Raw genomic sequence first — 12263 nt, forward strand, 5'->3', positions numbered from 1 at the left:
GCAGGGATCGCCGATTCCTGTGTCAACCAGCAACAAAGGAGTAACGGGAGCCATGGCTGTCGTAACTATGAAGCAGCTGCTCGACAGCGGCGCGCACTTCGGTCACCAGACCCGTCGGTGGAACCCGAAGATGAAGCGGTTCATCTTCACCGACCGCAACGGCATCTACATCATCGACCTGCAGCAGACGCTGACCTACATCGACAAGGCCTACGAGTTCGTCAAGGAGACCGTTGCCCACGGCGGCACCGTCCTCTTCGTCGGCACCAAGAAGCAGGCCCAGGAGTCGATCGCGGCCGAGGCGACTCGCGTCGGGATGCCCTACGTGAACCAGCGCTGGCTGGGCGGCATGCTCACCAACTTCTCGACCGTCCACAAGCGCCTGCAGCGCCTGAAGGAGCTCGAGGCCATGGAGCAGACCGGTGGCTTCGAAGGTCGCACCAAGAAGGAAATCCTCATGCTGACGCGTGAGAAGACCAAGCTGGAGCGCACCCTCGGCGGCATCCGGGACATGGCCAAGGTGCCTTCGGCCATCTGGGTGGTCGACACCAACAAGGAGCACATCGCCGTCGGTGAGGCTCGCAAGCTGAACATCCCGGTCATCGCGATCCTGGACACCAACTGCGATCCCGACCTGGTCGACTACCCGATCCCGGGTAACGACGACGCGATCCGTTCCGCCGCGCTGCTGACCAAGGTCGTGGCTTCCGCGGTCGCCGAGGGTGTGCAGGCTCGTGCCTCGCGCGCCGGTGGCGATTCGAAGCCCGAGGCCGGCGCCGGCGAGCCGCTCGCCGAGTGGGAGCAGGAGCTGCTGGCTCAGGCCGCCCCCGCCGCCGAGACCGTCGAGACCGCTGCCGAGGCGGAGCTGAAGGAAGAGCCGGCGGGCAAGACCCCGGCCGACTTCTGATCCACGCCCACCAGGCATCTGTTCACCTTGCCGACCGATTCCGTTAGGTAGCGGTCGGCAAGGTGTGACCCCCACAGACTTTCACTCACAAAGGGAGGCTCGCCCGAGATGGCGAACTACACCGCCGCCGATGTGAAGCGGCTCCGCGAGCTCACCGGCTCCGGCATGATGGACTGCAAGAAGGCGCTCGAGGAGAACGGCGGCGACTTCGACAAGGCCGTCGAGTTCCTGCGCATCAAGGGCGCCAAGGACGTTGGCAAGCGTGCCGAGCGCGCCACCGCCGAGGGCCTGGTCGCCGCGCAGGACGGCGTCCTGGTGGAGATCAACTCCGAGACCGACTTCGTCGCCAAGAACGCGGAGTTCCAGGACCTGGCCAACGCCATCGTCGCGGCTGCCGCCAAGGCTCGCCCGGCCGACCTGGACGCCCTGAAGGCCGTCGAGCTGGACAACGGCAAGACCGCCGACGCCGCCCTGCAGGAGCTGGCCGCCAAGATCGGCGAGAAGCTCGAGCTGCGCCGCGTCGCCGCCTTCGACGGCAACACCACCGTCTACCTGCACAAGCGCGCCACCGACCTGCCGCCCGCCGTCGGCGTCCTGGTCGAGTTCACCGGTGAAGGCGATGCCGCCGCCGAGGTCGCCCGCGCCGCCGCCATGCAGGTCGCCGCGCTCAAGGCCAAGTACGTCACCCGCGATGAGGTTCCGGCCGACCTGGTCGAGAAGGAGCGCTCCATCGCCGAGGCGACCGCCCGCGAAGAGGGCAAGCCCGAAGCCGCCCTGGCGAAGATCACCGAGGGTCGCGTCAACGGCTTCTACAAGGACGTCGTCCTGCTGGAGCAGGCGTCCGTCACCGATTCCAAGAAGACCGTCAAGGCGCTTCTGGACGAGGCCGGCGTGACCATCACCCGCTTCGCTCGCTTCGAGGTCGGCCAGGCGTAATCGCCTGACAAGCCCGAAAAGGCCCTCCGCGCATCGTCTTCCGATGCCCGGAGGGCCTTTTCGTCGTTCGGGCTAGCCGGGGGATGGGGTGCCGACGCACGCGTTCGATCCGACCGCGCAACCGATGTCGAAGATCTTCGCGAGGATCTGCATGAAGGGGTACGCCGCGTTCCATGCGATCTGGGCGCTCAGCGAGCTGCTGCCGGTCGAGGGAGGGGTGCTGTCCGCTGCTGCCGGACCGGCGGTGGCGACCAGCGCGGCGCTGATCGCAACAGCGGCGACGCCGAGCCGGAGGGCGCGAGGTGGGTGGTTCATGCCCAGAACCGTATCTAAAACATTGTCATTTCATAGTGTTTCGGTGCCCCGGAAATCAGGGGCACCGAAACACCTTGGCGGGCATGGTCAGCCGACCGGTCGATTCTGCAGGGCCGTCAGCTGATGAATGTCGTGTTTCAAGCGCAGCTCACCGATCAGGTCCGGGGTTGCCTCGCCCGAGATCAGCAGTTCGCTCAGCTCGGCCAGATACTTCTCGTGGCCGGACGGCGTGACCATGAACAACATCTTGGCCATGCTGCTGCCGGGGTTGTAGAACGCGTGCGGGCAACCGGCCGGCACGTACATGAAAGCGCCTGGGCCGCCGCGGAATACGGTGGTGCCGTCCTCCGCTTCCCAGGTAGTCCAGTCGCCGACCGCTTCGGCGGCGGGGTGGAAGGCCAGTAGTTCGAGTTCGCCCTCGACCACATAGAAGATCTCTTCGGCGTGGCCGTGCCAGTGCGCGCCGACGTCGAAACCCGGTGGGACCTCGGCCTCGAAGGCGGACCAGGCGTCGGAGCTTTCCGCGCCGACCTTGAGGGTCATGGTGGGCTGTACTTTGTCGCCCGCGCCGGGTGGCAGCAGTAGGCCGTTACTGGCCAGCAATCCATCGGTCATGGTGAGCTCCTCAGAGTTTCCAGTCGGTGGCGGCGATCCACGCTTCGAGAGTCCGCAGTTCGGGGAGGGCTGCGCGCAACGGAGCCACGTCGATCGATTCGGGATGTTCGTTGAAGTAGGCGAACATCTTTCCCACCTGCGGGTCGAAGGCGCTGATCGCGGCGATCGGCACCTGCACCACCCGGGCGGGCAATCCGGCCGCGCGCCCGAAGGTCTCGGCGATCTGCCGGGGCGTCAGCACATCACCGGCAAGCCCGACGGCCCGGCCGATGTACTCCTCCGGCCGCTCGAACGCCAGCGCCGCGTACCGCCCGATATCGCCGATGGCGATGAGCGGCATGGGCGTATCGGGCGCGACCGCCAGCGACAGCACCAGCTCGTCCCCGTCCCGCACCGGCTTGCTGAAGGTCGCGAAATTGTCCATGAACGACACCGGCCGCAGCATGGTCGCGGGCAGTCCGAGCGCCCGGATGTGCTCCTCGATGTGCCGCTTCGCGTCGTAATACTCGATCCCCGAACCGGAATCGACCCCATTGAGCGAGCTGTACACGAAATGCGTGATCCCGGCCTTGGCCGCCAGCTCCGCGACCAGCTTCCCGTGCCGCTCCTCGTCCGCGACCGCCTCCAGGCTGATGTTGTGCCCGCGCATCATGGTCAGCATCAGGAAGATGCCGTAAGCCCCGTCGATGGCCGCCCGCAGCGAATCCTCGTCGTCGAGATCGCCCCGGAACAGCTCCGCGCCCGCCGCCGCCAGCGCTCGGGCCGCATCCGAATCCGGATTCCGCACGAATGCCCGTACCGTCCAGCCTTTTTCGAGCAGCGCTCGCGCCGCCGCCCCGCCTTGCCGTCCGGTCGCCCCGATGACCAGTATCGGTCCCTTGTCGTTCGTCATGCCCTGCTCCCGCCGTTTCCGATCTGCTGATCACGGTAGGAACCCGCGCGCGAACCTGTCCTGGTGGCGATACTGCTACCCAAGCGATCTGTACAGGGGAAAGTCGAAATGATAAGCGGCAACGGCAATCCCGCCGCCGGCGAGCGGCACGGCGAGCTCGGCCGGTTCCTACGCGCCCAGCGTGAGCGCCTGCAACCCGCCGACGTCGGCATCAATCCATACGGCGATCCGGCCCGCCGGCGCACGCCCGGCCTGCGCCGCGAGGAGGTCGCCGAACTCTCCGGTGTCGGCCTGACCTGGTACACCTGGCTGGAGCAGGGCCGCGAGGTGGATGCCAGCCGCCAGGTCATCGATGCCCTGGCCCGCACCCTGCGCCTGGACCCGGATCAGCATCGCCATCTGCGCCTGCTGGCCGGGCTGGCCGCCCCGTACGAGGAGTATTCGGCCGCCGATCGCGCCCGCCTGCAATGGCTGGTGGATTCGATGCTGCCCAGCATCAGCGCCGTCTACGATCCGGCCTTCGATTTCCTGGTCTGGAATCGCGCCTACGCGCTGGCCCGCCGCGACCCGATGCAGATGCCCGCCGAGCGCCGCAATCTGCTCTGGATGATGTTCACCGACACCGTGAATCGCGCCATGATGCCGCATTGGGAGAACGCCGCCCGCGCCGTCATCGCCCAGTTGCGCGAGGCGCTCGGCCGCCGCCCGGAGGATCCGCGCCTGGCCGCGCTGGTCGCCGGTCTGAGCGAGGCCAGCCCCGAGTTCCGGGAGTGGTGGTCGGACTATCGCGTCCGAGGATTCCGTCCGGCCGGTATCCGAATCGAGCATCCCGTCGCCGGGACAATCGAACTGGAGGTATTTCAATTACGCCCGGTGGAAGACCCGAACCTGCTGCTGGTGACCCAGATCCCCGCCACGCCCGAGGCCAAGCGGCGCATCGCCGCCCTCCTCGACGGCTCCGAAACCGGACAATGAACCCGCGAATTCCCGCCGGGAACGAGGGTCGCCTCACCAACGCGACCACTCGTGAGGCAGGATAGACAAAGCTTGTTGCCGTCCCGTGCGATTCGCTTGCGCCGGGATGGTCTTTTCATGTGCGTGCACCACGCGCGTCTGCCGAGGATAAGGAGACCGATGACGGACCCGGATACGGCGCCCGACCGCAAGGGCTATCGCCGAGTGCTCCTCAAACTGGGTGGCGAGATGTTCGGCGGTGGCGGGGTCGGCCTCGATCCCGATGTGGTTCAGACGGTCGCCGAACAGATCGCGGAAGTAGTCGAGGACGGCGTGCAGGTCGCGGTCGTGATCGGCGGCGGCAATTTCTTCCGCGGCGCCGAACTCGAGGAGCGCGGCATGGAACGCGCCCGCTCGGACTACATGGGCATGCTCGGTACGGTCATGAATTCCCTTGCGCTGCAGGACTTCCTGCAGAAGCAGGGCATCGACACCCGAGTGCAGACCGCCATCACCATGGGCCAGGTCGCCGAACCGTACCTGCCGTTGCGCGCCAAGCGGCACCTGGAGAAGGGCCGCGTGGTCATCTTCGGCGCCGGGATGGGCATGCCGTACTTCTCGACCGACACCACCGCCGCCCAGCGCGCGCTGGAGATCGGCGCGGAAGTCGTCTTGATGGCCAAGGCCGTCGACGGCGTCTTCACCGCGGACCCCCGCGAGGACCCGGATGCCACCATGTTCACCGAGGTCACGCACAAGGAAGTCCTGGAACGGGGCCTGAAGGTGGCCGACGCCACCGCGTTCAGCCTGTGCATGGACAACCAGATGCCGATGCTGGTGTTCAATCTTCTGACCAAGGGAAATATCGCCCGTGCGGTCGCCGGTGAGAAAATCGGCACGCTGGTCCGTTCGTGACCGCCAAAGACACGATGACGCTGTGGAGGAATCGCCGTGATTGAAGAAGCGCTCTTCGATGCCGAGGAAAAGATGGAAAAGGCCGTCTCGGTGGCGAAGGACGATCTGGGTTCCATTCGGACCGGCCGGGCGAATCCGGGCATGTTCGCCCGCGTCGTCGTCGACTACTACGGGACGCCGACCCCGATCACCCAGATGTCGTCCATCTCCTCGCCCGAGCCGCGCATGCTCGTCATCAAGCCGTACGAGGCCGGGCAGCTGCGTGATATCGAGACCGCCATCCGCAATTCGGATCTGGGCGTCAACCCGACCAACGACGGCCACATCATTCGCGTGCTGGTGCCGCAGCTGACCGAGGAACGCCGCCGGGAAATGGTCAAGCAGGCCAAGTCCAAGGGCGAGGACGCCAAGATCGCGATCCGCAATGTGCGCCGCAAGACCATGGACGAGCTCGGCCGCATCCAGAAGGACGGCGAAGCCGGCGAGGACGAGGTCGGCCGCGCCGAGAAGGATCTCGACAAGACCACGCAGAAGTATGTCGCGAGCATCGACGAACTGGTGAAGCACAAGGAAGCCGAACTGCTCGAGGTCTAGACGGCCGGATCATCCGGCCGGGGGTAGGGACGAACGGACGACAAGTGAGCGACGGGACAATCGTGGCCGAAGAGACTGCCGCCACCGACGCGGCGACCCCGCCGGACGAGGGGGGTGCGGGGGCGACCCCGGCGCCCGCGCCCAAGTCCAAGGCCGGACGTAATCTGCCGGCGGCGCTGGCGGTCGGATTCGGGCTGGGGTTGTCCCTCATCGCGATCCTGCTGTGGGCGTCCAAGGTGCTCGTCGGCGTGATCGCGGTGGCGATGGCGGTGGCGACCTGGGAGGTCGCCAAACGGCTGCGCGAAGCCGATGTGCTGGTGCCGCGGGTGCCGCTGCTGGTGGGCGGGCAGGCCATCATCTGGCTGGCCTGGCCGGCCGGGCCGCAGGGGGCGGTGGGCGCGTTCGGCGCCACCGCATTGACGGTGATGGTGTGGCGGCTGTTCGACCACGGGCTGACCGCGACCCCGCGAAACTACCTGCGCGACACCGCGATCAGTATTTTCGTGCTGGCGTGGGTGCCCTTGCTGGCGTCCTTCGCGGTGCTGCTGCTCGATCAGGAGGACGGCAACCTGCGGGTGCTGACCTTCATGATCCTGGTGGTGTGCTCGGACGTCGGCGGGTACGTGGCGGGCGTGCTGTTCGGCAAGCATCCGATGGTGCCGCACATCAGCCCCAAGAAGTCCTGGGAGGGTTTCGCCGGGTCGCTGGTGTTCAGCGTGATCGGCGGCCTGCTGACGGTAACCCTGCTGCTGCAGGCCAATTCGATGATCGGCGTGCTGCTGGGCGTGGGCCTGGTGCTGGTGGCGACCAGCGGCGACCTGATCGAATCGCAGGTCAAGCGGGAGCTGGGGATCAAGGACATGGGCACGTTGCTGCCCGGGCACGGCGGGATCATGGATCGCCTGGATTCGATGCTGCCGTCGGCGTTCGTGTCGTGGCTGGTGCTGACCGCGCTGCTCTGAAGTGAACTTCCGAAAGGGTCCGGCGGGTTGAATCCGCCGGACCCCTTTGTCGATCCGCTGTTACTTGGTGGCTTTCTTCGCCGCGCGGCGCAGCTGCAGAATGCGGTAGCCGCCGACCAGCGCGGTGCCGAGCGCGCCGACGATGACGGCCAGCAGCACCAGGATGCCGATCGGCAGATTCCAGGTCCAGACGAAGAACTCGACCTTGGACTGCTCCAGGTTCTGCAGGATGAAAACCAGCACCAGGATGCCCAGAACCGCGGCGAACACCAGCCCGACCCAGGCGTAACCCGCCCGGGTCTTCAGCACACCCTGTCCCTTTTGCTTGGAAGATCCCTGGCTCGGCGTCGGGTCGGCCCCCGAGGCGGGAATATCGGCGGTGGTCATGCGTCGATCATTGCCGATCGCTATGACCGGTGCACGCATATCGCCCCTTATCTCCGGTATGTCGCCTCAGCTGGGTGTTTGCCGCGAATGTGACGAGCGGCTCGCACCCCGCCGCCCCGGAATCGGATTCCAGATGGAACACTGGAAGGGTTATGACTGCCACCCCCTTGCCCCTCGTATTCGATGCCCCGCGCCGTGGTCTCCCGCCCCGGCATCTAGCCGACCTCGATTCGGCCGAACGACGCAAGGTGGTCGAGGAACTGGGCCTGCCCAAGTTCCGCGCCGACCAGATCGCCCGGCAGTACTACGGCCGCCTGGTCGCGGACCCCGAGCAGATGACCGACCTGCCCGAAGCCATGCGCTCGAAGGTCGCCGACGCTTTGTTCCCGAAGCTGCTCACCGAAGTCCGGCACGTGGTCTGTGACGACGGCACCACCCGCAAGACCCTGTGGCGCGCGGGCGACGGCACGTTGCTGGAAAGCGTTCTCATGCGCTACACCGACCGCAACACCCTCTGCATCTCCAGCCAGGCCGGTTGCGGCATGGCCTGCCCCTTCTGCGCCACCGGCCAAGCGGGCCTCAACCGCAACCTGTCCACCGCCGAAATCGTCGACCAGGTGCGCGCGGCAGCCGCGTCCCTGCGCGACGGCGAAGTCTCCGGCGGCCCCGGGCGCCTGTCCAACATTGTCTTCATGGGCATGGGCGAGCCCCTCGCCAACTACAAGCGCGTGGTGAACGCCGTCCGCCGCATCACCTCCCCGGCTCCCGACGGCCTGGGCATCTCCCAGCGCAACGTGGTGGTGTCGACGGTCGGCCTGGCCCCCGCCATCCGCAAACTCGCCGACGAAGACCTCTCGGTAACCCTCGCCGTCTCCCTCCACACCCCCGACGACGAACTCCGAGACACCTTGGTACCGGTCAACAATCGCTGGCCGGTCGCCGAAGTCCTCGACGCCGCCCGCTATTACGCCGACAAATCCGGCCGCCGCGTCTCCATCGAATACGCGCTGATCCGCGACATCAACGACCAGCCCTGGCGTGCCGACATGCTCGGCAAGAAACTCCACAAGGCCCTCGGTTCCCGCGTCCACGTGAATCTCATCCCGCTGAACCCGACCCCGGGCAGCAAGTGGGATGCCTCCCCGAAACCCGTGGAACGCGAATTCGTCCGCCGCGTCGAGGCCCAGGGCGTGCCCTGCACGGTCCGCGACACCCGCGGCCAGGAAATCGCCGCCGCCTGCGGTCAGTTGGCCGCCGAGGGGTGAGTTCCGCGCTGGGCCCCGAGCTATTCGGGTCCACCGAGAACTGGCCGGCGACTTGGGTACCGGACGATGAGCAGGCACGGCGGCTCACGTTCGTGCCGGTGGACGAAATAGTTGACTACGTCGTCGACACGAACAATCCCTGGCACCATCGTTTCTCGTGCGCTCGCGCTCTTCATGCTCGGACCCCGTTCGATCGGGCGGACATGCTGCTGGGTGTGGTCCGAAACGTAGCTGACGAGGAAATGGTCCGTCTCCAGGTGATGCGTTTGCTCTGCTCGTTCCAGGGACCGCACGTTCGAGCCTTGCTGGGCTGGTTGCGAGAGCCTTCGGGGTTCGAGAATTCGGTTCGCGCACAGACCGAATTCCTCACTGCCCGGGCCGTATTGGGTGATGTCGATGCCGCTCGCCCGCTCCTCGCCGCGGTCGGCGATTCGTATCTCGGCATGGACGAGGAAAAGGCGATCACCGCACTGATCGTCCGCCATGGACTGTCTGCGGTCCTCGATATCGACTCGCCTCGAACGCTCATGCTCGCGGGCGACACCAGCGCCGCACGCAGGCTAGGCGTGCGGCTGTGCGAGCAGACCGGAATCGATATCACGCCGGCATTGGCGGATCCTTCCGTGATCGTGGCGCGCGATGCCTACGACCTCGCGGTCGAGCACGGGCCACATCGAGATTTCGATCGACTGCCGGAAGTTATCGCGCTGGCCGCGCAACCAGGCCCCGGCCGGTTCTGGGCATTGGCGGTGGCGGCCGCGCGTGGACGCATAGAGCTGGTCCGCGCGGTCTGGGAGGAACTGGGTTCTCCCCGCATCGAACTGCCGCGGGTTCCGGCCGATGTGCGCGCCGCCATCCTGCGTCACTATGTACCGGCCGGCTCGCGCACCGACCCCCGTTGGTTGATCGAAGCAGCTTTGCTCGCACCCGTCGCGGCACCGGACGAACGCGACCTGGTGAACCGTGCTGTCGCCGCGCTGGCTGCCGCCGGATTGCGCCCAGGACAACCGATTTCGGCGGCCGAAGAGTGGCGGCAAGGCGCCGGAACCTACTACGTCATCGAGACCTCGGCCGGGCATGTCACAGTCAGCACCCTCGGGCCGTTCGTCCGGGCGGTCGGCGATGTCGGCGAGGTACAGGCCGCGCTGCCGGAATTCCGCCATATCGACGAAGAGCTGGCCTGTACCGTATTCACCGGCCTGGCGGTTTCCGACTTCGGTGGTCCCGGACCGCAACCGATCGGACAACTGCTTTTCAACTGGCACGATTGATCCGCGTCTCCACTCGGCCACAAGAACGAATCAGGTAGTCGACTACTCATCTGGTGTGCGGCCGTGACTGCCACAATTCGGATGTGGAGCAGCTGGTTATCCTCCACCCGCCGGAATTGGCGGGCAAGGTACTGCGACTGAATTCGGGGCGGCAGGTCATAGGTCGCGGTGCGCGGGCCGATCTCCGTATCGACGATCAGCACGTCAGTTCGGCGCATGCTGTCGTCTGCGGTCAAGGCGGCCGGTTCACGGTGGAGGATCTCGGCTCCTCGAACGGGACCTGGATCGGCGGCCGAATCATTCGGGGGCCCAGCGAACTTCACGACGGGGATGTCGTTTCGTTCGGCAGCATCGAAGCGCGCTTCGAGCAATCGTCGGGTCCGTCGACCATCCGCCTGGATCAGGACGCGCTGCGCCGGCGATCGACCAATCGGGTGCGCTATGACATCGGCCAGCAGTCCGGCCATCAGATCAACAATGTCGGGCGCGACCAATACAACAGCTATATCCAGCAACGCGAAAGCTTTCTGCGTGAAGCGGCGGCCTCTCGCACCAAAGCCCGGTTTGTTTTCTGGATCGGCCTGTTCCTCACGATCGGCGGCATCGGCGGCTACGCCTTTTTCCTCCTGAAGGCCATCGGCCAAGCCGGCACCGACTTCCAAAACGCCACCGAATCAACGTCTTTCCCCATCTTCGGCCCCGACACCAGCCTCGGCGTCCCCGCCGGCATCCTCTGCTTCGGCGTAGCCCTGATCGGCAACATCCTCTTCTTCGTCGGCCTGATCATGTGGATAGTCGCCGCCGCCCGCGCCCGCAAAGTTGACACCGACCCCCGCCACGCCTGGAACACACCCCGCTACTAAGGAACCCCAGTGACCTTCAACATCGGCTCCCAGCAAGGCAACATCAACAACGTCGGCCGCGACCAAACCATCTACGGCGGCCAGCACGGGACCTTCACCCAAATCCAGGACTCCGCAACCGAACTCGCGGAAACCCTCCGCCGCCTCGGCTTAGCCCACCCGGCCGCGGACGCTGAAGCCATCCGCAGAGAATTGGCCAACCCGCAGCCCAATCGCGAATCCATCGCCGCCCGCCTGACCAGAATCGCGCAGACCGTCACCACGGTCGCTGGCGCAACAGCCGCCGTCCAAGGTCCACTGGTAGCCCTCGCCCACTGGCTCGGCACCCTCGGCGCCCCGATCCTCCTCGCCCTGGGCCTCTGACGGCGGAGCCAGGTGCGGGCCGTGGTGTGTTCCTGCTGGGATCTACGTTTTCCGCGTGTTTGCTTGCAAGATGTGGCACGCTTTCGCGACGTGACCGGAGCCCCGTGGGAAGAACTTCCGTTGCGCAACAGGCAAGTTCGCGAGATCCTCTACTCCGGAAACGGTAAGGACGCGGATCTGATCATCAGCTTCGCCGATGGCAGCACGGGCACGATACCCAGCCATCACGTGTCGATCACGTCGTCGGCTCCGATTCAGATGACGATCGTGAGCGAGGACGACCTCAATCTCGCCGTCCGAATAACCGGTGTCGATCTGGCTGTCGCGTCTGCCAAGGTCGTCAACTACGACTTCGACGACGCAGAGTACGGCCCGAGGTTTCAAGTCGACATTGCGAAATGGGCGACGCCGGGCCGGCACGGGATCGGAATCGTCACCCCGGTCGAGCTGGAACTCTCTCAGAACTCCCGGCCCTGAACTCGAGTTGAGGCGTTCGACGGCCGCGGATCTGGCCGACCGCGCGAATCCGAGGAAGCCGACGCGGATCGCATCGGCTTCTGGGCAGGATGCGAAGGGTTCAGACCGGAACGATGGTCGCTTCGATGGTCTGGATCAAACCGTCACGGACGACGAAGGTTTCGGTGATCTCGACCGTCATCAGTTTGACGCCCGCGATGCCGGAATCGAGTAGGTAGCGGGTGCTGACCAGGTCGCCGGATTCGGACATTTGCAGGTCGCGGATGGTTTGGATGACGCGGTATTGGATGCCGTGTTCGAGGTCGTAGGCGAGTTGGGGGCCCGAGTAGCCGGTTTTGAGGCCGGCTTCGACGCGGGTGGCGCCGGGGGCGAAGGGGACGGCGGAGGCGTCGTGGGTGACGAGGGCGTCGATGTAGGCGCGGGCGATGGCCGTGCGCGGGGTGTCCGCCGGGGTCGGCGCCGCGGAGGCGGGTGCCGAGCCGAGGCCGATCGCCGCTGCGGATGCTGCCGCGACGATTACGGCTTGTTCGATTCTCATGGGGTGCAT

At 66.1% G+C, this 12263-nt stretch carries 17 protein-coding genes; 11 read left to right on the forward strand and 6 right to left on the reverse strand.

The window, feature by feature from the left end:
• Positions 1 to 52 precede the first annotated feature (52 nt).
• Both rpsB and tsf read left to right on the forward strand, forming a co-directional pair.
• Positions 53 to 907, forward strand: coding sequence for a 30S ribosomal protein S2 (rpsB, locus tag NY1_RS12620; RefSeq protein WP_067711357.1), 855 nt, complete (start codon positions 53 to 55; stop codon positions 905 to 907).
• Between the two features lie 108 nt (positions 908 to 1015).
• Entirely contained in the window at positions 1016 to 1843 is an 828-nt protein-coding gene (gene tsf, locus NY1_RS12625; RefSeq protein ID WP_067711359.1) for a translation elongation factor Ts, read from the forward strand.
• A 72-nt stretch (positions 1844 to 1915) separates the two neighbouring features.
• Here tsf and NY1_RS12630 read toward each other — a convergent pair whose 3' ends face one another.
• From NY1_RS12630 to NY1_RS12640, 3 genes are all read right to left on the reverse strand, one after another.
• Positions 1916 to 2158 carry a hypothetical protein gene (locus tag NY1_RS12630; protein ID WP_067711361.1) on the reverse strand — a complete coding sequence of 81 codons (243 nt, stop codon included), beginning with the start codon at positions 2156 to 2158 and terminating at the stop codon, positions 1916 to 1918.
• Positions 2159 to 2245: 87 nt separating this feature from the next.
• The gene (locus tag NY1_RS12635; RefSeq protein WP_067711363.1) at positions 2246 to 2773 is read right to left on the reverse strand and encodes a cupin domain-containing protein; all 528 of its coding nucleotides are present in this window, start codon (positions 2771 to 2773) and stop codon (positions 2246 to 2248) included.
• A gap of 10 nt (positions 2774 to 2783) precedes the next feature.
• The gene (locus NY1_RS12640) at positions 2784 to 3665 is read right to left on the reverse strand and encodes an NmrA/HSCARG family protein (RefSeq protein ID WP_067711365.1); all 882 of its coding nucleotides are present in this window, start codon (positions 3663 to 3665) and stop codon (positions 2784 to 2786) included.
• Between the two features lie 108 nt (positions 3666 to 3773).
• On the opposite strand from NY1_RS12640, the gene NY1_RS12645 reads away from it, so the two are divergent.
• From NY1_RS12645 to NY1_RS12660, 4 genes are all read left to right on the forward strand, one after another.
• The gene (locus NY1_RS12645) at positions 3774 to 4640 is read left to right on the forward strand and encodes a helix-turn-helix transcriptional regulator (RefSeq protein WP_067711367.1); all 867 of its coding nucleotides are present in this window, start codon (positions 3774 to 3776) and stop codon (positions 4638 to 4640) included.
• 159 nt (positions 4641 to 4799) lie between these two features.
• Positions 4800 to 5534, forward strand: a complete 735-nt coding sequence (gene pyrH / locus NY1_RS12650) for a UMP kinase (protein WP_067711369.1) — start codon at positions 4800 to 4802, stop codon at positions 5532 to 5534.
• Positions 5535 to 5570: 36 nt separating this feature from the next.
• Positions 5571 to 6128, forward strand: coding sequence for a ribosome recycling factor (gene frr / locus NY1_RS12655; protein ID WP_067711371.1), 558 nt, complete (start codon positions 5571 to 5573; stop codon positions 6126 to 6128).
• 11 nt (positions 6129 to 6139) lie between these two features.
• Positions 6140 to 7090: a phosphatidate cytidylyltransferase gene (locus tag NY1_RS12660; RefSeq protein ID WP_439956009.1), complete on the forward strand. Its 951-nt coding sequence runs from the start codon at positions 6140 to 6142 to the stop codon at positions 7088 to 7090.
• A gap of 60 nt (positions 7091 to 7150) precedes the next feature.
• On the opposite strand, the gene NY1_RS12665 is transcribed toward NY1_RS12660, so the two are convergent.
• Complete coding sequence (locus NY1_RS12665) at positions 7151 to 7477, reverse strand: LapA family protein (protein ID WP_084534910.1); 327 nt, start codon at positions 7475 to 7477, stop codon at positions 7151 to 7153.
• A 152-nt stretch (positions 7478 to 7629) separates the two neighbouring features.
• Between NY1_RS12665 and rlmN the strand changes: the two genes are divergently transcribed.
• Positions 7630 to 8742, forward strand: a complete 1113-nt coding sequence (rlmN, locus tag NY1_RS12670) for a dual-specificity RNA methyltransferase RlmN (RefSeq protein ID WP_067711374.1) — start codon at positions 7630 to 7632, stop codon at positions 8740 to 8742.
• Between the two features lie 20 nt (positions 8743 to 8762).
• Here the strand turns inward: rlmN and NY1_RS42795 are convergent, their stop codons facing one another.
• Entirely contained in the window at positions 8763 to 9227 is a 465-nt protein-coding gene (locus tag NY1_RS42795) for a hypothetical protein (RefSeq protein ID WP_157762170.1), read from the reverse strand.
• Between NY1_RS42795 and NY1_RS42800 the strand changes: the two genes are divergently transcribed.
• The 4 genes from NY1_RS42800 to NY1_RS12690 all read left to right on the forward strand — a co-directional run bounded on the left by NY1_RS42800 (position 9186) and on the right by NY1_RS12690 (position 11716).
• Positions 9186 to 10013, forward strand: coding sequence for a hypothetical protein (locus tag NY1_RS42800; RefSeq protein WP_157762171.1), 828 nt, complete (start codon positions 9186 to 9188; stop codon positions 10011 to 10013). The genes NY1_RS42795 and NY1_RS42800 overlap by 42 nt on opposite strands.
• A gap of 83 nt (positions 10014 to 10096) precedes the next feature.
• The gene (locus NY1_RS12680; RefSeq protein ID WP_169815340.1) at positions 10097 to 10876 is read left to right on the forward strand and encodes an FHA domain-containing protein; all 780 of its coding nucleotides are present in this window, start codon (positions 10097 to 10099) and stop codon (positions 10874 to 10876) included.
• A 9-nt stretch (positions 10877 to 10885) separates the two neighbouring features.
• On the forward strand, positions 10886 to 11239 hold the full coding sequence (locus tag NY1_RS12685; RefSeq protein WP_067711379.1) for a hypothetical protein: 354 nt from the start codon (positions 10886 to 10888) through the stop codon (positions 11237 to 11239).
• A 90-nt stretch (positions 11240 to 11329) separates the two neighbouring features.
• Complete coding sequence (locus tag NY1_RS12690) at positions 11330 to 11716, forward strand: hypothetical protein (protein ID WP_157762172.1); 387 nt, start codon at positions 11330 to 11332, stop codon at positions 11714 to 11716.
• A gap of 100 nt (positions 11717 to 11816) precedes the next feature.
• Here NY1_RS12690 and NY1_RS12695 read toward each other — a convergent pair whose 3' ends face one another.
• Complete coding sequence (locus tag NY1_RS12695; protein ID WP_067711383.1) at positions 11817 to 12254, reverse strand: DUF8021 domain-containing protein; 438 nt, start codon at positions 12252 to 12254, stop codon at positions 11817 to 11819.
• Positions 12255 to 12263: the final 9 nt, after the last annotated feature.

Origin of the sequence: Nocardia yamanashiensis NBRC 100130, from assembly GCF_001613325.1 — a bacterium.
GTDB classification, from domain to species: Bacteria; Actinomycetota; Actinomycetes; order Mycobacteriales; family Mycobacteriaceae; genus Nocardia; species Nocardia yamanashiensis.

Bases quoted from the DNA above. Each gene is read 5' to 3' on its own strand.
- rpsB (WP_067711357.1), top strand. From the start codon at position 53: ATGGCTGTCGTAACTATGAAGCAGCTGCTCGACAGCGGCGCGCACTTC.
- tsf (WP_067711359.1), top strand. From the start codon at position 1,016: ATGGCGAACTACACCGCCGCCGATGTGAAGCGGCTCCGCGAGCTCACC.
- NY1_RS12630 (WP_067711361.1), bottom strand. From the start codon at position 2,158: ATGAACCACCCACCTCGCGCCCTCCGGCTCGGCGTCGCCGCTGTTGCG.
- NY1_RS12635 (WP_067711363.1), bottom strand. From the start codon at position 2,773: ATGACCGATGGATTGCTGGCCAGTAACGGCCTACTGCTGCCACCCGGC.
- NY1_RS12640 (WP_067711365.1), bottom strand. From the start codon at position 3,665: ATGACGAACGACAAGGGACCGATACTGGTCATCGGGGCGACCGGACGG.
- NY1_RS12645 (WP_067711367.1), top strand. From the start codon at position 3,774: ATGATAAGCGGCAACGGCAATCCCGCCGCCGGCGAGCGGCACGGCGAG.
- pyrH (WP_067711369.1), top strand. From the start codon at position 4,800: ATGACGGACCCGGATACGGCGCCCGACCGCAAGGGCTATCGCCGAGTG.
- NY1_RS12665 (WP_084534910.1), bottom strand. From the start codon at position 7,477: ATGACCACCGCCGATATTCCCGCCTCGGGGGCCGACCCGACGCCGAGC.
- rlmN (WP_067711374.1), top strand. From the start codon at position 7,630: ATGACTGCCACCCCCTTGCCCCTCGTATTCGATGCCCCGCGCCGTGGT.
- NY1_RS42800 (WP_157762171.1), top strand. From the start codon at position 9,186: ATGGACGAGGAAAAGGCGATCACCGCACTGATCGTCCGCCATGGACTG.
- NY1_RS42795 (WP_157762170.1), bottom strand. From the start codon at position 9,227: ATGGCGGACGATCAGTGCGGTGATCGCCTTTTCCTCGTCCATGCCGAG.
- NY1_RS12695 (WP_067711383.1), bottom strand. From the start codon at position 12,254: ATGAGAATCGAACAAGCCGTAATCGTCGCGGCAGCATCCGCAGCGGCG.